Genomic DNA, 23121 nt, shown 5'->3' on the forward strand with positions numbered 1-23121 from the left:
GCGAACGTGGCTGGTGTGGTGTTGAACTGCGCCGGTCTCGATCTGTTGTGCTCCAGACAGTCATTGAGTGCTTTGCCGGATTGATTGAAATGGCGCGTCCAGGTGCTGGGGGCGTTTAAGACTGCTTGGAGGTCGAATTGGACAAGAACATGAAAATCCTCATCGTTGATGACTTCTCAACGATGCGGCGGATCATAAAAAACCTGTTGCGTGACCTTGGGTTCACCAACACGGTCGAGGCCGACGATGGTGTTACTGCCATTCCGGTTCTCAACAGCGGAAGCATCGACTTTCTGGTAACGGACTGGAACATGCCTGGCATGACCGGTATCGATCTGCTGCGTCATGTGCGCGCCGATGAAAAGCTCAAGCACCTGCCGGTGCTGATGGTGACCGCTGAAGCCAAGCGTGAGCAGATCATCGAAGCGGCCCAGGCCGGCGTAAACGGCTATGTGGTCAAACCCTTCACGGCCCAGGCGTTGAAAGACAAAATCGAGAAGATTTTCGAACGCATCGGTTGAGAAACTGCGCCACGGGGGAGCTATGGACCACAAAGAATCTTCACAGGGCGATTTTGAATCGACCCTGAAAAAACACGCGGTCGAACTGGTCGAAAGCCTTGAAAAAGGCAGGTTCGGCGACGCTGTGCAACTGATCCATGAGCTCAACCAGACCCGTGACCGCGGCCTGTATCAGGAAGTGGGCAAGCTCACCCGCGAGCTGCACAGCGCGATCGTCAATTTCCAGATTGACCCGCACATGCCGCAAGCCGAGGAAGTGTCCCAGATCACAGATGCCACCGAGCGTCTGGGTTACGTTGTCAAGCTGACAGAGGCCGCAGCCAACCGCACCATGGATCTGGTCGAAAACTCCACGCCGTTGGTCAACAGCCTGAGCGATGAAGCCCAGGCGCTGAGCACGGACTGGGGGCGGTTCATGCGTCGCGAAGTCGGGGCTGAGGAGTTTCGTGAACTGGCACGGCGTGTCGACGGTTTCCTGACACGCAGCACCGTGGATAACCGTGCAGTGTCGAGCAACCTCAACGACATTCTGCTCGCTCAGGATTACCAGGACCTCACCGGTCAAGTGATCAAGCGTGTGACCCAACTGGTCACTGAAGTTGAAAGCAACCTGCTCAAGCTCGTGCTTATGGCCAGTCAGGTGGACCGCTTTGCGGGCATCGAACATGACCGTGAAGCGATGCTTGCAGAAAAAGATCCGCAAAAACATCTCTCTCAGGGTGAAGGTCCGCAGATTCATGCCGATAAAAGAGAAGACGTTGTGTCCGGTCAGGACGATGTGGACGACTTGCTATCCAGCCTAGGGTTTTAGAATTTTAGGCATTTTAGGTTTTTAGACCTGTAGGAGCACACCCTTAATGAGCTTCGGCGCCGATGAAGAGATCCTTCAGGATTTCCTGGTTGAGGCCGGCGAGATTCTAGAGCAACTGTCCGAACAGCTGGTCGAGCTTGAAAGCCGACCGGATGATGCGGACTTGCTCAATGCAATTTTTCGCGGTTTTCACACTGTAAAAGGGGGCGCCGGCTTCCTCCAGCTCAACGAGCTGGTGGAGTGCTGTCACATCGCCGAGAACGTGTTCGACATCCTGCGCAAGGGTGAGCGTCGCGTCGACTCGGAACTGATGGACGTGGTTCTCGAAGCGCTGGACGCGGTGAACAGCATGTTTACCGAAGTCCGCGAGCGCAGCCCGATAACGGCTGCCACACCTGAATTGCTGGCGGCCCTGGCCCGTCTGGCCGAGCCGCAAACCGCCGAGCAAGCCGCACCGGTGGCTGAAGTGGTGGAAGAATCGGTTGCCGAAGCCGAATCAGGCGACATCACCGATAACGAATTTGAACAACTGCTGGACTCGCTGAACGCCGTCAAGGCGCAGGCTGAGGCCCCGGCGGCGGCTCCGCAGCCGGCCGGCGATGCCGCGACCAGCGACGAAATCACCGATGCCGAGTTCGAGTCGTTGCTCGATCAACTGCACGGCAAAGGCCAGTTCGCGGTCGACGCGGTGGCTGCACCCGCGGTGCCAGCCGCACCGGCAGCGCCGAAAGCGCCAGGCGACAGCTCCGACATTACCGACGACGAGTTCGAAGCACTGCTCGATCAGCTGCACGGCAAGGGCAACTTTGCGGTCGACGCGCTGGAATCGGCCATTGCCTCGGTACCGACCCCGGCTGTGCCAACCGCCGCAGCGGCCGGCGGCGATCTGATCTCGGATCACGAGTTCGAATCGCTGCTCGACGAATTGCATGGCAAAGGCAAGTTCACTGAAGTCGGCACAGGTTCTGCCGCTTCTTCAGTCGCAGCGCCTGTTGCCAAAGCCCCGGCACCTGTTGCCAAGGCACCCGAGCCGAAAGCCGAAACACCGAAACCTGCTGCCGCTGCTGCACCGGCGCCTGCCCGTGCACCGGCCGCGCCACCGGCGGAAAAACCGGCCAGCGAAGCCGAGACCACCGTTCGGGTCGACACCGCGCGTCTCGACGAAATCATGAACATGGTCGGCGAGTTGGTGCTGGTGCGTAACCGCCTGGTTCGCCTGGGTGCCAACAGCGCCGATGAAGCCATGTCCAAGGCCGTGTCGAACCTTGACGTGGTCACGGCCGACCTGCAAACCGCGGTCATGAAGACCCGGATGCAACCGATCAAGAAGGTCTTCGGGCGCTTCCCGCGTCTGGTTCGCGACCTGGCTCGCCAGCTCAAGAAAGAGATCAACCTGGAGCTGGTCGGCGAAGAAACCGACCTCGACAAAAACCTTGTCGAGGCCCTGGCCGACCCGCTGGTCCACTTGGTGCGCAACTCGGTCGACCACGGTATCGAAGAGCCGGCTGACCGCGAAGCGATGGGTAAACCGCGCAGCGGCAAAGTGATTTTGTCCGCTGAACAGGAAGGTGACCACATCCTGCTGTCCATCTCCGATGACGGCAAAGGCATGGACGCCGACGTGTTGCGCAGCATCGCGGTGAAGAAAGGCTTGATGGACAAGGATGCGGCAGACCGCCTCAGCGAGTCCGACTGCTTCAACCTGATCTTCGCCCCGGGTTTCTCGACCAAGACCGAAATCTCCGACGTGTCGGGTCGTGGCGTGGGCATGGACGTGGTGAAAACCAAGATCGCCCAGCTCAACGGCACGATCAATATCTACTCGACCAAGGGCAAGGGCTCGAAGATCGTCATCAAGGTCCCGTTGACCCTGGCGATCATGCCGACGCTGATGGTCATGCTCGGCAACCAGGCGTTTGCGTTCCCGCTGGTGAACGTCAACGAGATCTTCCACCTCGACCTGTCGCGCACCAACGTGGTGGACGGTCAGGAAGTGGTGATCGTGCGGGACAAGGCACTGCCACTGTTTTACCTCAAGCGCTGGCTGGTCAGCTCCGCCGCTCACGAAGAGCAGCGCGAAGGCCATGTGGTGATCCTTTCGGTGGGCACCCAGCGGATCGGCTTCGTTGTCGATCAACTGGTCGGCCAGGAAGAAGTGGTCATCAAGCCATTGGGCAAGATGCTCCAGGGAACTCCGGGCATGTCGGGCGCCACCATCACCGGTGACGGCCGCATAGCGCTGATTCTCGATGTTCCGAGCATGCTCAAGCGTTACGCCGCACGGCGTATTTGATTCTGGGGGAGCGGGGCGACTGCGCCTCGCCCCCGCCTAACGGAGTGTTTATGGTAGTCAAAGTCCTGGTGGTGGACGATTCGGGGTTTTTCCGCCGCCGCGTCTCGGAAATTCTTTCAGCGGATTCGAATATCCAGGTCGTCGGTACGGCGACCAACGGAAAAGAGGCGATCGATCAGGCGCTGGCGCTCAAGCCAGACGTGATCACCATGGACTACGAGATGCCCATGATGGATGGCATCACGGCGGTGCGGCACATCATGCAGCGCTGCCCGACCCCGGTCTTGATGTTCTCCTCGCTGACGCACGAAGGCGCCCGGGTCACCCTGGATGCGCTGGACGCCGGTGCGGTGGATTTCCTGCCGAAGAATTTCGAAGACATCTCGCGCAACCCCGAGAAGGTCAAGCAACTGCTGTGCGAGAAGATTCTCAGCATCTCGCGCAGTAATCGTCGTGTCAGCGCCTACAGCGCGCCGGCACCGGTCGCTGCACCCGCCCCGACACCTGCGCCTTCCAGCATCGGCAGTTATGGCAGCAGCGCACCTGCACGTCCGGCACCGGCACCGATGCCTGCTCGCAGCTCCGCAGCCAGCCCGTCGTCGCCAGCGCCGAAACGCAAAGCCTACAAACTGGTCGCCATCGGCACGTCCACGGGCGGCCCGGTTGCCCTGCAACGGGTTTTGACCCAGTTGCCGGCCAACTTCCCGGCCCCGATCGTGCTGATCCAGCACATGCCGGCCGCCTTCACCAAGGCGTTCGCCGAACGTCTGGACAAGCTCTGCCGTATCAGCGTCAAGGAAGCCGAGGATGGCGACATCCTGCGTCCGGGCCTGGCGCTGCTGGCACCGGGTGGCAAGCAAATGATGATCGACGGCCGTGGCGCGGTGAAAATCCTGCCGGGCGACGAACGTCTGAACTACAAGCCGTGTGTGGACATCACCTTCGGTTCGGCCGCCAAGACCTACGGTGACAAAGTTCTGGCGGTCGTGTTGACCGGCATGGGCGCCGACGGTCGTGAAGGTGCACGTCTGCTCAAGCAGGGCGGTAGTTCGATCTGGGCTCAGGATGAAGCCAGCTGCGTGATCTACGGCATGCCGATGGCCATCGTCAAAGCCGAACTCGCCGATGCGGTGTACGGCCTCGACGACATAGGTAAACACCTGGTCGAGGCGTGTATCTGATGGATGTACTCAGCCTTATCGGGATCATCATGGCGTTCGTCGCCATCATCGGTGGCAACTACCTTGAAGGCGGCCACCTCGGCGCGTTGGCCAACGGTCCGGCAGCGTTGATCGTGCTCGGCGGGACCGTCGGTGCGGCGCTGCTGCAATCGCCGATGAGCGCCTTCAAGCGCGCCATGCAGATTCTCGGCTGGATCCTGTTCCCGCCGCGCATCGACCTCGCCGGCGGCGTTGACCGCGTGGTGAATTGGAGCCTGACCGCCCGCAAGGAAGGTCTGCTCGGTCTGGAAGGGGTGGCCGACGCCGAACCCGACGCCTACTCGCGTAAAGGCCTGCAGCTGCTGGTGGACGGCGCCGAACCGGAAGCGATTCGCAGCATTCTGGAAGTGGATTTCTACACCCAGGAAAGCCGCGACATTGAAGCCGCCAAAGTCTTCGAAAGCATGGGCGGCTACGCGCCGACCATCGGCATCATCGGTGCGGTGATGGGCCTGATCCATGTCATGGGCAACCTGGCCGATCCGTCGCAACTGGGCAGCGGCATTGCCGTGGCCTTCGTCGCCACCATCTACGGCGTGGCCAGTGCCAACCTGGTGCTCCTGCCGATTGCCGCCAAACTCAAATCCGTTGCCTTGCGTCAGTCGCGTTATCGCGAAATGTTGTTGGAAGGCATCCTGTCGATCGCCGAAGGTGAAAACCCTCGCTCTATTGAGTTGAAGCTTCAGGGCTTCATGGATTGATGGGGGTAATGGATTATGGCTCGTCGCCGGCAACCTGAAGAACACGTAAACCACGAACGCTGGCTGGTTTCCTACGCCGACTTCATTACCCTGCTGTTTGCCTTTTTCGTGGTGATGTACTCGATCTCTTCGATCAACGAAGGCAAGTACAAGATCATTTCGCAAGCGCTGATCGGCGTGTTCACCGATTCGGATCGTTCGCTCCAGCCGATTCCCATCGGCGAAGAGCGTCCGAAAACCGTGACCCCGGCCAAGCCGCTGGTCAAGGACAGCGAGCAGGTCGACGCCGGCATCGCCGGTACCAGCGATCCGCTGAAAAGCATTGCCGATGACATCAGCGCCGCGTTCGGCGACTTGATCAGCTCCAATCAGATGACCGTGCGCGGCAACGAGCTGTGGGTCGAGATCGAACTCAATTCCAGTCTGTTGTTCGGCAGTGGCGATGCCATGCCTAGCGACATGGCGTTCAACATCATCGATAAAGTCGCAGCGATCCTGAAGCCGTTCGACAACCCGATTCACGTCGAAGGCTTCACCGATGATCAACCGATCCGTACCGCGCAGTACCCGACCAACTGGGAGCTGTCCTCGGCGCGTTCGGCGAGCATCGTGCGGATGTTGGCGATGCAGGGTGTCAATCCTGGTCGATTGGCATCGGTGGGTTACGGCGAATTTCAGCCGGTGGCCAATAACGCCACGGCCGAGGGCAGGGCGCGCAACCGTCGCGTGGTGTTGGTGGTGTCGCGAAATCTCGATGTCCGTCGCAGCCTCACCGGCACCGGAACCGCTCATGCGCAACCGGATGCCGCATTGAAGCGTGCTGGCACACAAACTGCACCTGCACCGGTCAAGTCGCCGGGACGAGAGAGCGCCGTCAATTCTCCGTCACCCGCATTAATACGTTGAGCTATTTCTCGGTCGACCGGGTCGACCGGGAGGAACAATCCGAATGAGAGTCTGGGCCGTTGCCAATCAAAAGGGTGGTGTTGGTAAAACCACTTCCTCTATCGCTTTAGCCGGGTTGCTGGCTGAGGCGGGCAAGCGCGTGGTTGTGGTCGATCTCGACCCCCACGGCTCGATGACCAGTTACTTCGGTTACGATCCCGACAGCCTGGAGCACAGCAGCTACGACCTGTTCCTGCACAAGGGCAGCGTGCCGCAGGGCTTGCCCGGTCAATTGCTGTTGCCCACCAGTCACGCGAGTATTTCCCTGTTGCCGTCGAGCACCGCGCTGGCGACCCTCGAGCGCCAGTCGCCGGGGCAGAGTGGTTTGGGCCTGGTGATCGCCAAGAGCCTGGCGCAACTGTGGCAGGATTTCGATTACGCGGTGATCGACAGCCCGCCGTTGCTCGGTGTGCTGATGGTCAATGCCTTGGCGGCCAGTCAGCAATTGGTGATTCCGGTGCAGACCGAGCACCTGGCGGTCAAAGGCCTGGAGCGCATGGTCAACACGCTGGCGATGATCAATCGTTCGCGCAAGCAGCCGCTGGCATTCAGCATTGTGCCGACCCTGTTCGACCGGCGCACCCAGGCATCGCTCGGGACCTTGCGGGTGTTGCGCGACAAGTACCCGGAAGAAATCTGGCAAGGCTACATTCCGGTCGACACGCGTTTGCGCGACGCCAGCCGTGCCGGCGTGACGCCTTCGCAGTTCGACGGCAAGAGTCGCGGCGTGCTGGCCTATCGCGCGCTGCTCAAGCACCTGTTGGCGCAGCAATCTGTTGCGCAGGTGGCGTGAGATGAATCGCCCGGTAAAAATCACTTCCCGCCCGCAACTTGCGCTGCAGTCCTATCTGGACAGCTTGCTGATGGAAGCGACCGAAGAGTTGCCACCGGAAATCGGAGCGTTGCCGCCGGAAATCGAAACGATTGTCCAGGTGGTCGAAGTTGAAGCGGCGCTGGATGAGTTCCAGGCGGCAGTACTTGAAGAACAGGCCCGCGATGGGCTGAAACCGGCCGAGAAACCGGCAGTCGTTACCGCACCGGTCGCGGCACCTGTGGTGAAAGCCCCGGTGGCGCTGATCGAAGCGCCGGCCCCGGTTCTGGCGCCGGTATCGACCATCGCGCCGCTGCTGCAAGCGCTGGTGCCGCCGATCGTTGAAGTCCATCTGCCACCGAGCAACACGCCGCCACCCGTGGAAACCGACGGCCGTCCTGCGTGGGCCGCCGAACCGTTCGAGTGCCTGTTGTTCGATGTCGCCGGGTTGACCCTGGCGGTGCCGCTGGTGTGCCTGGGCTCGATTTATTCCCTGGCCGGTCAGGAGCTGACGCCGCTGTTCGGGCAACCGGAATGGTTCCTCGGGATCCTGCCGAGCCAGGCCGGCAACCTGAAAGTGCTCGATACCGCCCGTTGGGTCATGCCCGACCGCTATCGCGATGACTTCCGTCAGGGGCTGCAATACGTTATTTCGGTTCAGGGCTACGAGTGGGGGCTGGCGGTGCATCAGGTCAGCCGCTCGTTGCGCCTGGACCCGAACGAAATCAAATGGCGCAGCCATCGTGGTCAACGGCCATGGCTGGCGGGCACAGTGATTGAACACATGTGTGCGTTGCTCGACGTTTCCCAACTGGCCGAGCTGATCGCCAGCGGTGGGGCGAAGCACATGGGCGGCGGCAAGCAGCCCCACAAACCGACATAAAAAACACGCGGGGCAAGTGACTTGCCATCGCACCGAACACACACCGCCAGGGGCGGTTTTTCGAGGGGTCAGGGTATGAATGATAAGGCGTCGTCTGCAAAAGGTTCCGAAGATCCGATCCTGCAATGGGTAACTTTCAAGCTGGACAATGAAACCTACGGCATCAACGTGATGCGCGTTCAGGAAGTCCTGCGTTACACCGAAATCGCCCCGGTCCCGGGTGCCCCGAGCTACGTGCTGGGCATCATCAACCTTCGCGGTAACGTGGTCACCGTGATCGACACCCGTCAGCGCTTCGGCCTGATGAACGCCGAGATCAGCGACAACACCCGGATCGTCATCATCGAAGCCGACAAGCAAGTGGTCGGCATCATGGTCGACAGCGTGGCCGAAGTGGTTTACCTGCGTCAGTCGGAAATCGAAACCGCGCCGAACGTGGGTAACGAAGAGTCCGCCAAGTTCATTCAAGGCGTGTGCAACAAGAACAACGAATTGCTGATCCTGGTCGAGCTGGACAAGATGATGAGCGAAGAAGAATGGTCGGAACTGGAGAGTATCTGATTGATTCTTGAGGTTGCGGTCATTGTCCTGTTTCTCTTCTGGGCAGGCACGCTGGCGATGTTTCTGGCGTACATTCGCGGTCAGCGGCAGATCGCCGCGCAACAGGCCGAGGGCGATGCGCTGCGCGATCAGCGCATCAAGGACCTGGCCAAGCGCGTTGACAACTATCAAAGTGGCAACGTGCGCATGGGTGAAGACCTGCACGAACTGCGCGCTGTCGTCGGCCCGTTGCCGGACAAGCTGGCTCAGCTTGAACAGCGCGATCCGTCGAGCCTGTCGTTTGCCCAGGCAGCGCGCCTGGTCGGAATGGGCGCGAGTGTCGACGAGCTGACTCAGTCCTGCGGGTTGACCCAGGCTGAGGCGGAGTTGATGAGCAAGTTGCACAAGAACTGATTGTTGCGATTCAGCTGAAATCGCTATCGCGGGCAAGCCCGCTCCCACAGGGAATCGAGGTGGACACAACAGGTGTGAACACCGCTAACTCTGGGGGAGTGGGCTTGCCCGCGATGGCGTCCTCGAAACCTCAGTAATCATCCCCGCGATCGGTGATGTCCTTCTCGATCATTTGCGCGCTCGGATCATGCCCTTCAGGAAACTTGCCTTTCAGGTTCCAGGCAAACGCAATGATCTCGGCAATCGTGCGATACAACTCCTCCGGAATACTGTCCCCAAGCTCCATCCTTGCCAGCAGCTTCACCAGTTCGGCGTTCTCGTAAATCGGCACTTCATAATCGCGGGCAATCTTCAGGATTTCTTCCGCCAGTTCTTCGTCGCCCTTGGCCGTGAGGGTCGGGGCGTGGGTGCCGTCGTATTTGAGGGCGATGGCCTGGCGTGGCGTCTCGGGATTTCTCATGCGGTTTCGTCGACCCAGCGTTGTTCCAGACGGGTTTGGGGGCCTTGCGGCGGTGTGCCAAGGTGGCAATCGAGATCGCCGACGTTCAGGCCAGACGCCAGCAAGCGTTCGCGCAGCCCGGCCAGATTGCTCTCGATCAGGCTCGCGGTGTACGGGCGCTCGGCCCACAGCTGGCTGGACAGACTGCCGTTGATCAACTGCGCCTGAATCTGCAGCGGACCTAACGGCTCCATGTCGAACGCCAGATCGACACGCCACAATTGTTGCTTGGGCTCTCGTTCGTCACGGCGTTCATGGGGTTGTTCTTTCTCCGGCGCTTCCTCGCGTTGAAACTTGACCTGCAGCGCCACGATGTCTTGCATATTGCGCATCGGGATTTCCAGCTGCCAGGTGCTCATCAGCCGACCGTCGTCGGTGACGCCGGTTTGCTCCAGGCTCGACAGTTGATGGCTTTGCAGACGTGAAACCGCCGCTGCCGCCAAACGCAGCAAGTGCTCCAGATCACCTTCGCCGTCCAGGCTCTGCAGGAAGCGCTCCGGCAGAGGAAAACTGGTTGGCTGCGGTTTGGCGCTGACCTGTCCGAGCATGCCGAGAGCGCTGCGTACGAAACTCGGCATGGCCTGGGCCAACGTGTTGGCCGCGATGATCGCGTTGAGATTGGTGTTGGCCGGTAACCCCGGTGTCAGTTGCGCGATCAGCTTCAGCAGATCGCCCTTCATGTCCGGTGCCAGCGTCGGATTCGTCCCGGCGAGCAGCTTCGCTTCAAGGAACAGCCCGCTATTGGCCAGCGCCAGGGCCAGGCCTTTTGGCGTGCTGAGTTGCTGCACGTCCGGCAGGCCGGCGAGCAGTTTGTCCACGGCGGCGCGCAGGTCGCTGGATGTCGTGTTCGAGGTTGGCAGGTTTTGCAGAAGCTTCAGTAATCCGTCCAGTGAGCCTTGGCGGCTTTGTTGGCTGACCAGTTGTTGGGTGACTGCCAGTTGTTCCTGGCGGTTGCTCAACGGTACGAATTTAAGGGTGTGGGTATCTTGCACCAGCGCGCTCAGCAGGGTGCCGATGCGCAACGGCGTCGGGCTGTCGATGTTCAGGGTGCTGCCGCTCAGCGCCGTGTTGAGCAGACTCACCATCGAACGAAACACCGTCGGCTGGCCCGGCACTTGCGGCAGCACTTGGGACGTCAGCACTTTGCCTTGCAGCAAGGTGCCCACCGGCAGTTGTGCCGTGTCGATGCGGGTGAGGGTGGCAACGCTGGAGGCAATGGCCTGTTGCACCGTCACGGCAAGGTTGCCCGCCGATGGCTGGGTGATTGCCAGGTTCGTGCCCTGTGGCAACGGTTGACTGCTGGTGGCCTGAACCGTGGTCTGACGGCCGCTTTCAAGGGTGACCTTGAGCAGCAGTTGAAAGGTCTGATCCGCCTGCTTCAGTGACAGCACTTCGGCTTTGGCGGTCTGCCCTGCGCTGATCAGGCCTTCCATCGGCGTCAGCAGCTTGAGCAGTTCACCACTCACCATCTGTGGCCGCGACGTCGCGGGCGTGGTCGGTGGTAGCGGGAGGATGTTCATTTCGCCTGTCATACGCGGTCACAACCTGAGGAAATTGCCCTCTTTAGAGTAGGGCATGGCATGTATAATGCCGCCCGTCTTTCGGAGAGTGGCAAAAACATTGCAATTGTTTGACGCAGCTCTCTAGAACAGGCCGCCAATGCATCTATGCTGCATCTCTTTAGCGGCTGCACCGCCGCCGACTTGAACCGTAAAGGCCCGTGATCTCTTGACCAGTCCAGTCCTGCAAACCGTTGCCCTTGCCTGTGAGCGAGACCTTCGGCTGCTCTTCGAAAATCTCGAATTGAGACTGACCGGTGGCGAAATGTTGCAAATCAGCGGCCCCAACGGCAGTGGCAAAACCAGCCTTTTGCGTCTGCTTTCGGGCCTGATGCAGCCGACCGCCGGTCAAGTGTTGCTCAACGGCCAGCCGTTGAACGAACAACGCAGCGAACTGGCGCGCAATCTGCTGTGGATCGGTCATGCCGCGGGCATCAAGGATTTGCTGACCCCCGAAGAAAACCTCAGCTGGCTGTGCGCGCTGCATCAACCGGCCTCCCATGAAGCCATTTGGGCAGCACTTGCCGCTGTCGGACTGCGCGGTTTTGAAGATGTTCCCTGTCACACCCTGTCCGCTGGCCAGCAACGCCGTGTGGCGCTGGCGCGGTTGTATCTGGACAGCCCGCCGCTATGGATTCTCGACGAGCCTTTCACCGCGCTCGACAAGCAAGGCGTGGCGCAACTCGAAGAACACCTGGCCGGGCACTGTGAGCGCGGTGGCATGGTCGTGCTGACCACGCACCACACGCTGAGCCGAATGCCGACCGGCTATCGCGATATTGATCTGGGGAATTGGGCCGTATGAGTGTTTTCGGCCTGTTGGTCGCCCGTGAGGCTCGCTTGTTGTTCCGTCGTCCGGCGGAGTTGGCCAACCCACTGGTGTTCTTCGCGATTGTGGTTTCACTGTTCCCGTTGGCGGTCGGCCCCGAGTCTCAATTGTTGCAAACCTTGTCTCCGGGACTGGTCTGGGTAGCGGCCCTTTTATCGGTTTTGCTCTCGCTGGACGGGCTTTTCCGCAGTGATTTCGAAGACGGTTCCCTCGAACAGTGGGTCCTTTCGCCGCACCCCCTGCCTCTTCTGGTTTTGGCCAAGGTACTGGCACACTGGGCCTTCTCGGGTCTGGCACTGGTTTTGCTCGCTCCACTGCTGGCGTTGATGCTTGGTTTGCCCACCGCCTGTCTGCCAGTGTTGCTGCTTTCCCTGTTGCTGGGTACACCGGTGCTGAGCCTGCTCGGTGCGGTGGGCGCGGCCCTGACGGTCGGCTTGAAGCGTGGCGGCTTGTTGCTGGCGCTGCTGATTCTGCCGTTGTACATCCCGGTGTTGATTCTCGGCAGTGGCGCCTTGCAGGCGGCATTGCAGGGCATGCCGGCGACCGGTTATCTCCTGTGGCTTGGTAGCCTGACCGCCCTGGCGATAACCCTGACACCTTTTGCAATAGCTGCTGGCCTGAAGATCAGCGTCGGCGAATAATGAGGTCTGGTTAAATTTTAACCAGTAAAGACCCTGCGCTGCTCGTGATGGCGAGCAGCAACCGTGATGGAAACAGTAATGAACTGGACCTGGTTTCATAAGCTCGGCTCACCCAAATGGTTTTATGGCATCAGCGGCAAACTGCTGCCGTGGCTGAGCATCGCAGCGTTGCTGCTGATCAGCGTTGGTGTCGTTTGGGGCCTGGCCTTCGCGCCGCCGGACTACCAGCAAGGCAACAGCTTTCGCATCATCTATATCCACGTTCCCGCCGCGATGCTGGCACAGTCCGTCTACGTCATGCTGGCGGTGTGCGGCATCGTCGGGCTGGTGTGGAAAATGAAACTGGCCGATGTCGCCCTGCAATGCGCGGCGCCCATCGGTGCCTGGATGACTGCCGTGGCGCTGGTCACCGGTGCCATCTGGGGCAAGCCGACCTGGGGCTCGTGGTGGGTCTGGGATGCACGACTTACGTCCATGCTTATTCTGCTGTTTCTGTACTTCGGTCTCATTGCGCTGGGCAACGCCATCAGCAATCGTGACAGCGCGGCCAAGGCCTGCGCGGTGTTGGCGATTGTCGGCGTGATCAACATTCCGATCATCAAATACTCGGTAGAGTGGTGGAACACCCTGCACCAGGGCGCGACCTTCACCCTCACCGAAAAACCGGCGATGCCGGCCGAAATGTGGCTGCCGTTGCTGCTGACGGTGCTGGGTTTCTACTGTTTCTTCGGCGCGGTTTTGCTGCTGCGCATGCGCCTTGAAGTGCTCAAGCGCGAAGCGCGCGCCAGTTGGGTGAAAGCCGAAGTGCAGAACAGCCTGGAGGCCGCTCGATGAGTTTTGCGTCATTCGGCGACTTCCTCGCCATGGGCCATCATGCCCTGTATGTCTGGTCAGCCTACGGCATCTGCCTGGCGGTGCTGGCCCTCAACGTGGCGGCGCCGATCCTGGCCCGCAAGCGGTATCTGCAACAAGAGGCGCGTCGTTTGCGCCGGGAGAACGGCAAGTGAATCCGCTGCGCAAAAAGCGTCTTATCATCATTCTCGCGATCCTGGTCGGTGTCGGCGCTGCCGTCGGTCTGGCCCTGAGCGCCCTGCAGCAGAACATCAATCTGTTCTACACCCCGACCCAGATCGCTAATGGCGAAGCGCCGCAAGATACGCGTATCCGTGCGGGCGGGATGGTCGAGAAGGGTTCGCTGCAACGTTCCGGCGATTCGCTGGATGTGAGATTCATCGTCACCGACTTCAAAAAATCCGTGACCATCAGTTACCGCGGCATCCTCCCGGACCTGTTCCGCGAAGGGCAGGGCATCGTCGCGCTGGGCAAACTGAACGCCGACGGCGTGGTGGTGGCCGATGAAGTGCTGGCCAAGCACGACGAGAAGTACATGCCGCCGGAAGTGACCAAGGCCCTGAAAGACAGCGGCCAGTCGGCACCCACTCCAGCAAAAGAGGGCTAATTGATGACATCCGGAATCTTTATCCCTGAATTGGGCCACCTGGCCATGATTTTGGCGCTGTGTTTCGCGCTGGTTCAGGCCGTTGTGCCGTTGCTCGGCGCCTGGCGCGGTGATCGTTTGTGGATGAGCCTGGCCCAACCGGCCGCCTGGGGGCAGTTCGCGTTTCTGCTGTTCGCTTTCGGTTGCCTGACCTACGCGTTCATGGCCGACGACTTCTCCGTCGCCTACGTCGCCAGCAACTCCAACAGCGCGTTGCCGTGGTACTACAAGTTCAGTGCGGTGTGGGGCGCGCATGAAGGTTCGTTGCTGTTGTGGGCGTTGATCCTCGGTGGCTGGACCTTCGCCGTGTCAGTGTTCTCCCGGCAGCTGCCGCAAGTGATGCTGGCTCGGGTGCTGGCGGTGATGGGCATGATCAGCACCGGTTTCCTGCTGTTCCTGATCCTCACCTCCAACCCGTTCGCACGGATCCTGCCGCAGATTCCGGCGGACGGTCGTGACCTCAATCCTTTGTTGCAAGACATCGGCCTGATCGTTCACCCGCCGATGCTGTACATGGGCTACGTCGGTTTCTCCGTGGCGTTCGCGTTCGCCATCGCTGCATTGCTCGGCGGTCGTCTCGACGCGGCCTGGGCGCGCTGGTCGCGGCCATGGACCATCGTCGCCTGGGCCTTCCTCGGTATTGGCATCACCCTCGGTTCGTGGTGGGCTTACTACGAACTCGGCTGGGGCGGCTGGTGGTTCTGGGATCCAGTGGAAAACGCTTCCTTCATGCCTTGGCTGGTCGGTACGGCGCTGATTCACTCGCTGGCGGTCACCGAAAAACGTGGCGTGTTCAAGAGCTGGACCGTGTTGCTGGCCATCGCTGCGTTTTCGTTGAGCCTGCTCGGGACTTTCCTCGTGCGCTCCGGCGTGCTGACCTCGGTTCATGCGTTTGCCTCCGACCCAGAGCGTGGCGTGTTCATCCTGATCTTCCTGCTGTTCGTGGTCGGCGGTTCGCTGACGCTCTTCGCCCTGCGCGCACCGGTGGTGAAGAGCCATGTCGGCTTCAACCTCTGGTCCCGGGAAACCCTGCTGCTGGGCAACAACCTGGTGCTGGTGGTGGCGGCGTCGATGATCCTGCTTGGCACGTTGTACCCGCTGATTCTCGACGCGATGACCGGCGCCAAGTTGTCGGTCGGCCCGCCGTACTTCAATGCGTTGTTCATTCCTTTGATGGCGTTGCTGATGGTGGTGATGGCGGTCGGCATGCTGGTGCGCTGGAAAGACACCCCGGTCAAATGGCTGATGAGCATGCTCACCCCGGTGTTGCTCGGCAGCGCCGCGCTGGCCGTGGTGGCTGGTGTCGCTTACGGCGATTTCAACTGGGCAGTCATCGCGACGTTCATGCTGGCCGCTTGGGTGTTGTTGGCCGGTGTGCGCGACATTCTCGACAAGACCCGCCACAAAGGTCTGATCAAAGGCTTGCCGACCCTGACTCGCAGCTATTGGGGCATGCAGATTGCGCATTTGGGTATCGCCGTGTGCGCGCTCGGCGTCGTGCTGTCGAGCCAGAACAGTGCCGAGCGCGACCTGCGCCTGGCGCCGGGCGAGTCCATGGACCTCGGCGGTTATCAGTTTGTGTTCGAAGGCGCCAAGCACTTCGAAGGCCCGAACTTCACTTCCGACAAAGGCACCGTGCGGGTCATCCGCGACGGCAAGGAAGTCAGCGTGTTGCACCCGGAAAAACGCCTGTACACCGTGCAGAACTCGGTGATGACCGAAGCCGGGATCGACGCCGGTTTCACCCGTGACCTCTACGTCGCACTTGGCGAACCACTGGGCGATGGCGCCTGGGCTGTGCGCGTGCACGTCAAACCGTTCGTGCGCTGGATCTGGTTTGGCGGTCTGCTGACCGGCTTGGGCGGATTGCTGGCGGCGCTGGATCGTCGTTATCGGGTCAAGGTAAAAAGCCGAGTGCGTGAAGCATTGGGCATGACGGGAGCGACGGCATGAGACGTTGGTTGATGCTGTTGCCGCTGGCGATTTTTCTGGTGGTGGCTGTTTTCCTTTATCGCGGTCTCTATCTGGACCCGGCCGAGCTGCCTTCGGCCATGATCGGCAAGCCGTTCCCGGAGTTTTCCCTGCCTGCGGTGCAGGGCGACAAAACCCTGACCAAGGCCGACATTCTCGGTAAACCGGCGCTGGTCAACGTGTGGGGCACCTGGTGCATTTCCTGCCGGGTCGAGCACCCGGTGTTGAACAAACTGGCCGAGAAGGGGGTGGTGATCTACGGCATCAACTACAAGGACATCAATGCGGATGCCTTGAAGTGGCTGGTGGAGTTCCACAACCCGTACCAACTGGATATCCGTGACGACGAAGGCACATTGGGTCTGAACCTCGGCGTTTATGGCGCTCCGGAAACCTTCTTCATCGATGCCAAAGGCATCATCCGCGACAAGTTCGTCGGCGTGATCGACGAGCAGGTCTGGCGCGAAAAACTGGCGGCCAAGTATCAGGCGCTGGTCGATGAGGCGAAACCATGAAACGCTGGATAGCCGCTGTTGTATTGGGCCTGAGCATGGCCGGCGTTGCACACGCCGCCATCGACACCTATGAGTTCGCCAAAGAAGGTGATCGCGAGCGTTTTCGCGAACTGACCAAAGAACTGCGTTGCCCCAAGTGCCAGAATCAGGACATCGCCGATTCCAATGCACCGATCGCCGCCGACCTGCGCAAAGAGATTTTTCGCATGTTGGGCGAGGGGAAGGACAATCAGCAGATCATCGACTTCATGGTCGATCGCTACGGTGACTTTGTTCGCTACAAACCTGCACTCAACGCCAAGACCGCCTTGCTCTGGTTCGGCCCTGCCGGCCTGCTATTGGGCGGTTTTGTGATCATCGCCGTGATCGTCCGCCGTCGTCGCGTGCAACGCGCTGATACCAAGGATGAGCTTTCTGCCGAGGAGCGCGAGCGCCTCGATCAACTGTTGGATAAAAACCAAGAATGATTGATTTCTGGCTCGCTGCAGGTCTGCTGCTTCTGGTTGCCCTGAGTTTTCTGCTGATCCCCGTTCTGCGTGGCCGTCGCGCCCAGCTTGAGGAGGATCGTACTGCCCTGAACGTCGCGCTGTATCAAGAGCGCGTGGCTGAGTTGCAGACTCAGCAGGAAGAGGGCGTTCTCGACACCGTGCAAATGGACACCGGTCGCGCCGAAGCGGCCCGTGAGCTGCTTGCCGACACCGAAGGCGTCGAGGCTCCACGCGTTTCCCGTCTGGGCAAACCCTTACCGCTGCTGGCAGCGGTTCTGGTACCGGTCTTGGGGCTTGGGCTCTACCTGCATTTCGGCGCGAGCGACAAGGTTGAACTGACCCGCGAATTCGCTCAGGCGCCGCAGTCGATGGAAGAGATGACCTTGCGCCTGGAGCGTGCCGTCGCCGCTCAGCCGGATTCGGCCGAAGGCCTGTACTTCCTGGGGCGCACTTACATGGCACAGGATCGTCCCGCCGACGCGGCGAAGATCTTCGAGCGCACGGTGAACGTGGCCGGTCGTCAGCCGGAACTGCTCGGCCAATGGGCGCAAGCCCAGTACTTCGCCGATGGCAAGAAGTGGTCGGACAAGGTACAGGCCCTGACCGACGAAGCGCTGAAAGCCGATCCGAAGGAAGTCACCAGCCTCGGCCTGCTCGGTATCGCCGCGTTTGAAAGCGCGCGTTATCAGGACGCCATCGATTACTGGAATCGCCTGTTGGTGCAACTGCCACCGGAAGACAATTCCCGCACCGCGCTGCAAGGCGGGATTGCCCGGGCTACCGAGAAACTCGAAGCCAGTGGCGGCAAGGTTGCCCAGGCGCCTGCGGCCAAGGTTGCGGCGCTGCTCAAGGTCCGCGTCGATCTGGCGCCAGAGCTCAAGGCGAAGGTTCAACCGGGCGACAGCGTGTTCATCTTTGCCCGCGCCACCTCGGGCCCTCCTGCACCGCTGGCCGCCAAACGCCTGACCGTGGCCGACTTGCCGGCGACCGTCGAACTGGGCGATGCCGACGCAATGATGCCGCAGTTGAAACTGTCGAACTTCCCTGAAGTCCAACTGGTTGCGCGCATCTCACGGGCCGGCCAACCGACTGCCGGCGAATGGATCGGTCGCAGCCAGCCTCTGGCCAGCACCACCACCGTGCCGCAAAAACTGACCATCGACAGTCCGGACAAATAACAGGAACCACCGCCATGACCGCCATCGCTCGTATCACCCTGCTCAGTCTGGTTATGGGGTTAAGCGCGTGTGCGGTCCAGCGGCCCGAGCCGACGCCGTTACCACCGATACCGCCGTCGCAGCCCCGTCCGACGCCGTCAACGACACCGACACCCGGCAAGCCGGGCATTCCAGCCAAGCCCGCCAAACCGCTGCCTCGCACCTCCGCCAGCTTCGCGCCACCGCCGGGTGGCAACAGCCATTGGGATGCGAAACTTGGGGTGTACGTGCTCGACGACCAGACCAACACCTTCTACCGCCAGCGCACGTACTACCGCTGGAGCAACGGCTGGAGCCGCTCGATCAGCCCGAACGGGCCTTGGGAGGAAACGGATATTCACGGCGTGCCGGGTGGGTTGGGACGGCAATTCGGGCAATGAACGGAAACGGCGATCTACGGATCGCCGTTTTGCTGTCTGGCGTCTGTGAGAGACGTTCAGGAATTGGTGCAGCAGCCTTGGGCTGCGATCACACGCTGTAAAACAACCGAACGTCGTGCTCGGGGTTTTTGTGCTTGAGTAAAGATAACTCTAGGGTTATTTTTGTTTGGCCGGAGCAAGGAGGCTGGTGGTGCAGAGCAGGTTATTGATCAAGGAGCTGGAGGAGGCGGGCTGGGCGCTGGATCGGATTACCGGGAGCCATCATCTCTTCACTCACCGTTACAACCCCTACACAATTCCCGCCCCCCATCCGAAAAAGGATTTACCTGTAGGGACGGTTAAAAGCATCAGGAGGCGTGCCGGGCTGCACTGCCCGCCAGCCAGTGACGCAGGAGATCTATAATGCAATATCCAATCTGTATCGAGTGGGGCGACGAGAACAGCGCCATCGGTATTCAGATCCCCGATATTCCGGGCGCCGTCACGGCCGGGGATACGTTTGAGGACGCCTACAACGCGGCGATCGAGATTGCCCACATCCTGCTTCAGGAAATGGCCGCTGACGGGGAGTCGATCCCGATGCCGACTTCGGCCGCCGCCCATCGTGGCAACCCGGACTTCGCGGACATGGGATGGGGAATGCTGGAGCTGGACATCGCGCCGTATATGGGCAAGACCGAGAAGGTCAATGTCACATTGCCTGGCTATGTGATTCAGCGTATTGACCGTTATGTGCGCGAGCACAATGTCAAAAGCCGCTCCTCCTTTTTGGCGGATGCGGCGATGGAGAAGCTGGTTCGACACTGATTGAAGTCAGGTACATCGCCGTCGCGGGCAAGTCGGGTTGCCCGCGAAGCTTTTTGCAGCCTATGCCGCCGCCAGCGAGCGCTCCTGCGAAACGCTCAAAAACCGCAACAGCGCCAACAGTGGAAACGCGCTGCCCACCATCACGATCCACAACCAGCCGCCATGCTCATACACCGCGCTGGCCACCGAGGAACCAAACGCACCGCCGATAAAGATGCTGGTCATGTAGAGCGCGTTCAGGCGGCTGCGGCTTTTGGCGTCAAGGGCGTAGACGGCCCGCTGGCCGAGGACCATGTTCATCTGCACGCAGAAGTCGAGCACCACACCGGTGACGGCGAGGCCGATGACGCTGTAGACCGGATGGATGAACGCGGGCAGGAAGCTCAGGCTGGCGAACAGTAGCGCCAGCAGCGAAGCGATACGGGTGTGACCAGCATCGGCCAGACGACCGGCGATAGGCGCGGCGATGGCACCGATGGCACCAACCAGGGCGAAGATCGCGATCTGGGTTTGCGACAATCCATGATTACGCGCCAACTCCAGTGGCACGGCGGTCCAGAACAGGCTGAACGTGGCGAACATGCAACCCTGATAAAACGCGCGCTGACGCAATACCGGTTGTTGGCGCAGCAGCGTCCACAGAGAGCCGAGCAACTGCCCATAGGAAGCGCTGTGATCAGGCTGGCGCTTGGGAATCGTCACGGCCAGCACGATACTGATCGCAGCCATCAACACCGCCGCAATCACAAACATCGCCCGCCAGCCGAAATGGTCAGCCACGACGCTGGACACCGGTCGCGCCAGCAGGATTCCCAACAGCAAACCGCCCATGATCCCGCCCACCACTCGCCCGCGAGACTCCTCTGGCGCCAGATGCGCGGCCAGTGGAATCAGAATCTGTACCGACACAGAACTGAAACCCACCAGCAACGAGATCAGCAGAAACACATTCGGCTGATCGGTGAACGCGGCGCCCAACAGACTGGCAATCGCCACCACGGTGGTGATGATCATCAACCGACGATTTTCCACCAGGTCACCCAGCGGCACCAGGAAGAACAGGCCCAGCGCGTAGCCAATCTGGGTCAGCGAAACGATCAGGCTGGCCATGGTGCTGGTCAGGCCGATGTCGGGCGCGATCAGGCCGATGATCGGTTGCGCGTAGTAAATATTGGCAACGATGGCGCCGCAGCAGAAGGCAAACAGCAGCACCATGCCTTTGGTCATTGTCGCGGCACCGTGGGGCACCTGGGTCGCTGAGTTCATAACGTGTCTCGCTGAACAGAAAGGAATGCGTGAAGGCTAAGTGGCAGGCCGGATCGGCGGAAGAGGGATTGGAGTGATAGCAATCATCCCTTTGCGGAATGAGTGGCGCAGGAACCTGCGCCTGAATTTCAGAATCCGATGATACATTCACTTACATCTTGTTCGATAGCGTGCTTATGTTCTCTCTTACGACTCATCACCGGAGGGCACGTTCATGAACGCGATGTTCCGTCACCTGATTCGCCGTTAACTACAAGGGCGGGCAGCAGAAAATCCTGGTGCCGGGGGGGCGCAGTTTGCTGAAGGTGGGTGTGTCTTCAGCGAACATCGTTTTCTGTCCGCCACAAAAAAGGCGACCGTCCAAGGTCGCCTTTTTCATTGGGTCATCAGCGTTTACTGAGTGTAAATCTGATCAAAAATCCCGCCGTCATTGAAGTGCGTCTTCTGCACGGTGCGCCAGTCACCAAAGGTTTTCTCCACCGACAGGAAATCCACTTTCGGGAAGCGGTCGGTGTACTTCGCCAGTATCGCCGGGTCACGCGGACGCAGGTAGTTTGCCGCGGCAATTTCCTGACCTTCCGGCGACCACAGGTACTTCAGGTATTCCTCGGCTGCCGCGCGGGTGCCTTTCTTCTCGACCACTTTCTGGACCACGGCAACCGGCGGCTCGGCTTCAGCGGAGACGCTTGGGTAGATCACTTCGAACTGATCACGGCCAAATTCGCGGGCAATCATCTCCGCTTCGTTTTCGAAGGTCACCAGCACATCGCCGATCTGGTTGGTCATGAAGGTGGTGGTGGCTGCGCGGCCACCGGTGTCGAGTACGGGCGCTTGTTTGAACAGCTTGCCGACGAACGCTTTGGCCTTGTTCTCGTCACCGCCGTTTTTCAGCACATAGCCCCAGGCCGAAAGGTAGGTGTAGCGGCCGTTGCCCGAGGTTTTCGGGTTCGGCACGATCACTTGCACGCCGTCCTTGAGCAGGTCAGGCCAGTCTTTCAGGGCTTTCGGGTTGCCTTTGCGAACAATGAACACGGTGGCCGAGGTGAACGGTGCGCTGTTGTCCGGCAGCAGGGTAACCCAGTTGTCCGGGACCAGTTTGCCGTTGTCCGCCAGGGCGTTGATGTCGGTGGCCATGTTCATGGTGATGACATCAGCCGGCAGGCCGTCGATCACGGAGCGCGCCTGTTTGCTCGAACCGCCGAAAGACATCTGCAGGGTGATGTTTTCGTTGTGCTCGGCTTGCCAGTGTTTCTGGAAGGCAGCGTTGTAGTCCTTGTAGAAATCGCGCATCACATCGTAGGAAACGTTGAGCAGGGTCGGTGCAGCCTGAGCCACGCTGGCCAATGCCAGGCCAGCGGCCAGAAGTGAGGCGCCAAAGAGTTTTTTCACTGCGCATTCCTTGTTCTAATTTAAAAGTGAGGCAATTTGCCAGCGACTATAACCGGGCCCGTATAGTCCTTTAAAGATTAAAAAGCACTTTGCTTATTCCAGTTTTTTAAACAACGCATTACCGCACCGCGAGCAAAATGCAGCGCCATGCTCGTGGCTGTTTTTCTTGCACACCGGGCAGTCGTGTTGCAACTGTTCGCCGCGCATGGCGTTGGCCAGTTCGGCGGTGAAAATCCCGGTGGGCACGGCGATGATCGAGTAACCGGTGATCATGACCAGCGATGAAATCACCTGGCCCAGCGGCGTCTTCGGCACGATGTCGCCGAAGCCGACGGTGGTCAGCGTCACGATCGCCCAATAGATGCCTTTGGGAATGCTGGTGAAGCCGTGTTCCGGACCTTCGATCACGTACATCAGCGTGCCGAACACCGTCACCAGCGTGCAGACACTGACCAGGAACACCACGATCTTCTGCTTGCTGCCGCGCAGCGCCGACATCAGGTAGTTGGCTTGTTTCAGGTAAGGGCTGAGCTTGAGCACGCGGAAAATCCGCAGCATGCGGATGATCCGGATAATCAGCAGGTACTGGGCATCGGCGTAATACAGCGCGAGGATACCGGGCACGATCGCCAGCAAATCCACCAGCCCGTAAAAGCTGAACGCGTAGCGCAACGGCTTGGGCGAACAGTACAGGCGCAGGCCATATTCGATGGCGAAAATGACGGTGAAACCCCACTCGATGTACGCCAGCACGTTGGCGTAGTTCTGATGAATCGAGTCGATGCTGTCGAGCATCACGATGACGATGCTGGTGAGGATGATCAACAGCAGAATGCCGTCGAAGCGCCGCCCGGCCTTGGTGTCGCTCTGGAAAACCATGACGTAAAGGTCTTCACGCCAGTTTTTGCTGCTGTCCATGGAAA

Annotated in this window: 27 protein-coding genes; 22 read left to right on the forward strand and 5 right to left on the reverse strand. The window is 60.2% G+C overall.

Annotation, left to right across the window (positions count from 1 at the left end; translation table 11 throughout):
- The first annotated feature begins 149 nt into the window (after positions 1–149).
- The 10 genes from F8N43_RS12030 to F8N43_RS12075 all read left to right on the forward strand — a co-directional run bounded on the left by F8N43_RS12030 (position 150) and on the right by F8N43_RS12075 (position 9139).
- Positions 150–521 carry a chemotaxis response regulator CheY gene (locus F8N43_RS12030; RefSeq protein ID WP_161986607.1) on the forward strand — a complete coding sequence of 124 codons (372 nt, stop codon included), beginning with the start codon at positions 150–152 and terminating at the stop codon, positions 519–521.
- Between the two features lie 22 nt (positions 522–543).
- Positions 544–1332 carry a protein phosphatase CheZ gene (locus F8N43_RS12035; RefSeq protein WP_150630219.1) on the forward strand — a complete coding sequence of 263 codons (789 nt, stop codon included), beginning with the start codon at positions 544–546 and terminating at the stop codon, positions 1330–1332.
- A gap of 46 nt (positions 1333–1378) precedes the next feature.
- Positions 1379–3625, forward strand: a complete 2247-nt coding sequence (locus tag F8N43_RS12040; RefSeq protein ID WP_150653824.1) for a chemotaxis protein CheA — start codon at positions 1379–1381, stop codon at positions 3623–3625.
- 50 nt (positions 3626–3675) lie between these two features.
- The gene (locus tag F8N43_RS12045; RefSeq protein ID WP_150653825.1) at positions 3676–4806 is read left to right on the forward strand and encodes a protein-glutamate methylesterase/protein-glutamine glutaminase; all 1131 of its coding nucleotides are present in this window, start codon (positions 3676–3678) and stop codon (positions 4804–4806) included.
- Entirely contained in the window at positions 4806–5546 is a 741-nt protein-coding gene (locus tag F8N43_RS12050; RefSeq protein WP_150630216.1) for a flagellar motor protein, read from the forward strand. Before F8N43_RS12045 ends, F8N43_RS12050 begins: the two co-directional genes overlap by 1 nt.
- Before the next feature lie 15 nt (positions 5547–5561).
- Positions 5562–6452, forward strand: a complete 891-nt coding sequence (gene motD / locus F8N43_RS12055) for a flagellar motor protein MotD (RefSeq protein WP_150630215.1) — start codon at positions 5562–5564, stop codon at positions 6450–6452.
- 43 nt (positions 6453–6495) lie between these two features.
- Positions 6496–7284, forward strand: coding sequence for a ParA family protein (locus F8N43_RS12060; protein ID WP_150630214.1), 789 nt, complete (start codon positions 6496–6498; stop codon positions 7282–7284).
- 1 nt (position 7285) lies between these two features.
- Positions 7286–8185, forward strand: a complete 900-nt coding sequence (locus F8N43_RS12065; RefSeq protein ID WP_150637725.1) for a CheW domain-containing protein — start codon at positions 7286–7288, stop codon at positions 8183–8185.
- Between the two features lie 75 nt (positions 8186–8260).
- Positions 8261–8746: a chemotaxis protein CheW gene (locus F8N43_RS12070; RefSeq protein WP_008024622.1), complete on the forward strand. Its 486-nt coding sequence runs from the start codon at positions 8261–8263 to the stop codon at positions 8744–8746.
- On the forward strand, positions 8747–9139 hold the full coding sequence (locus F8N43_RS12075; RefSeq protein WP_150630212.1) for a DUF2802 domain-containing protein: 393 nt from the start codon (positions 8747–8749) through the stop codon (positions 9137–9139). It begins immediately after the preceding gene.
- Between the two features lie 130 nt (positions 9140–9269).
- On the opposite strand, the gene F8N43_RS12080 is transcribed toward F8N43_RS12075, so the two are convergent.
- Complete coding sequence (locus F8N43_RS12080; RefSeq protein WP_150630211.1) at positions 9270–9599, reverse strand: EscU/YscU/HrcU family type III secretion system export apparatus switch protein; 330 nt, start codon at positions 9597–9599, stop codon at positions 9270–9272.
- The gene (locus F8N43_RS12085; RefSeq protein WP_150653826.1) at positions 9596–11170 is read right to left on the reverse strand and encodes a flagellar hook-length control protein FliK; all 1575 of its coding nucleotides are present in this window, start codon (positions 11168–11170) and stop codon (positions 9596–9598) included. The genes F8N43_RS12080 and F8N43_RS12085 overlap by 4 nt, the downstream gene beginning before the upstream one ends.
- 196 nt (positions 11171–11366) lie before the next feature.
- Between F8N43_RS12085 and ccmA the strand changes: the two genes are divergently transcribed.
- The 12 genes from ccmA to F8N43_RS12145 all read left to right on the forward strand — a co-directional run bounded on the left by ccmA (position 11367) and on the right by F8N43_RS12145 (position 19543).
- Positions 11367–12002: a cytochrome c biogenesis heme-transporting ATPase CcmA gene (gene ccmA / locus F8N43_RS12090; RefSeq protein WP_150630209.1), complete on the forward strand. Its 636-nt coding sequence runs from the start codon at positions 11367–11369 to the stop codon at positions 12000–12002.
- A complete protein-coding gene (gene ccmB / locus F8N43_RS12095; protein ID WP_084320586.1) occupies positions 11999–12667 on the forward strand; it encodes a heme exporter protein CcmB in 669 nt (222 codons plus the stop codon). Before ccmA ends, ccmB begins: the two co-directional genes overlap by 4 nt.
- 78 nt (positions 12668–12745) lie before the next feature.
- Positions 12746–13501, forward strand: coding sequence for a heme ABC transporter permease (locus F8N43_RS12100; protein WP_150630208.1), 756 nt, complete (start codon positions 12746–12748; stop codon positions 13499–13501).
- Positions 13498–13674, forward strand: a complete 177-nt coding sequence (ccmD, locus tag F8N43_RS12105; protein ID WP_008145547.1) for a heme exporter protein CcmD — start codon at positions 13498–13500, stop codon at positions 13672–13674. Before F8N43_RS12100 ends, ccmD begins: the two co-directional genes overlap by 4 nt.
- A complete protein-coding gene (ccmE, locus tag F8N43_RS12110; protein ID WP_150637729.1) occupies positions 13671–14126 on the forward strand; it encodes a cytochrome c maturation protein CcmE in 456 nt (151 codons plus the stop codon). The genes ccmD and ccmE overlap by 4 nt, the downstream gene beginning before the upstream one ends.
- A 3-nt stretch (positions 14127–14129) precedes the next feature.
- Positions 14130–16118, forward strand: a complete 1989-nt coding sequence (locus F8N43_RS12115; RefSeq protein ID WP_150630207.1) for a heme lyase CcmF/NrfE family subunit — start codon at positions 14130–14132, stop codon at positions 16116–16118.
- Complete coding sequence (locus F8N43_RS12120) at positions 16115–16651, forward strand: DsbE family thiol:disulfide interchange protein (protein ID WP_150630206.1); 537 nt, start codon at positions 16115–16117, stop codon at positions 16649–16651. Before F8N43_RS12115 ends, F8N43_RS12120 begins: the two co-directional genes overlap by 4 nt.
- Positions 16648–17118, forward strand: coding sequence for a cytochrome c-type biogenesis protein (locus F8N43_RS12125; RefSeq protein ID WP_150637732.1), 471 nt, complete (start codon positions 16648–16650; stop codon positions 17116–17118). The genes F8N43_RS12120 and F8N43_RS12125 overlap by 4 nt, the downstream gene beginning before the upstream one ends.
- The gene (gene ccmI, locus F8N43_RS12130) at positions 17115–18317 is read left to right on the forward strand and encodes a c-type cytochrome biogenesis protein CcmI (protein ID WP_150653827.1); all 1203 of its coding nucleotides are present in this window, start codon (positions 17115–17117) and stop codon (positions 18315–18317) included. The genes F8N43_RS12125 and ccmI overlap by 4 nt, the downstream gene beginning before the upstream one ends.
- Before the next feature lie 14 nt (positions 18318–18331).
- Complete coding sequence (locus F8N43_RS12135; RefSeq protein ID WP_150630203.1) at positions 18332–18736, forward strand: hypothetical protein; 405 nt, start codon at positions 18332–18334, stop codon at positions 18734–18736.
- Positions 18737–18926: 190 nt separating this feature from the next.
- Positions 18927–19139, forward strand: coding sequence for a type II toxin-antitoxin system HicA family toxin (locus F8N43_RS12140; RefSeq protein ID WP_150653828.1), 213 nt, complete (start codon positions 18927–18929; stop codon positions 19137–19139).
- Positions 19139–19543, forward strand: a complete 405-nt coding sequence (locus F8N43_RS12145) for a type II toxin-antitoxin system HicB family antitoxin (RefSeq protein WP_150653829.1) — start codon at positions 19139–19141, stop codon at positions 19541–19543. Before F8N43_RS12140 ends, F8N43_RS12145 begins: the two co-directional genes overlap by 1 nt.
- Before the next feature lie 60 nt (positions 19544–19603).
- Here the strand turns inward: F8N43_RS12145 and F8N43_RS12150 are convergent, their stop codons facing one another.
- The 3 genes from F8N43_RS12150 to F8N43_RS12160 form a co-directional block, all read right to left on the reverse strand.
- Entirely contained in the window at positions 19604–20809 is a 1206-nt protein-coding gene (locus tag F8N43_RS12150) for an MFS transporter (protein WP_150653830.1), read from the reverse strand.
- A 393-nt stretch (positions 20810–21202) separates the two neighbouring features.
- The gene (locus F8N43_RS12155) at positions 21203–22198 is read right to left on the reverse strand and encodes a sulfate ABC transporter substrate-binding protein (RefSeq protein ID WP_150637739.1); all 996 of its coding nucleotides are present in this window, start codon (positions 22196–22198) and stop codon (positions 21203–21205) included.
- A gap of 93 nt (positions 22199–22291) precedes the next feature.
- Complete coding sequence (locus F8N43_RS12160; protein ID WP_150630198.1) at positions 22292–23116, reverse strand: ion transporter; 825 nt, start codon at positions 23114–23116, stop codon at positions 22292–22294.
- Positions 23117–23121 lie beyond the last annotated feature (5 nt).

Source organism: Pseudomonas fluorescens (assembly GCF_902498065.1).
In the GTDB taxonomy this organism is placed as follows: Bacteria; Pseudomonadota; Gammaproteobacteria; order Pseudomonadales; family Pseudomonadaceae; genus Aquipseudomonas; species Aquipseudomonas fluorescens_BJ.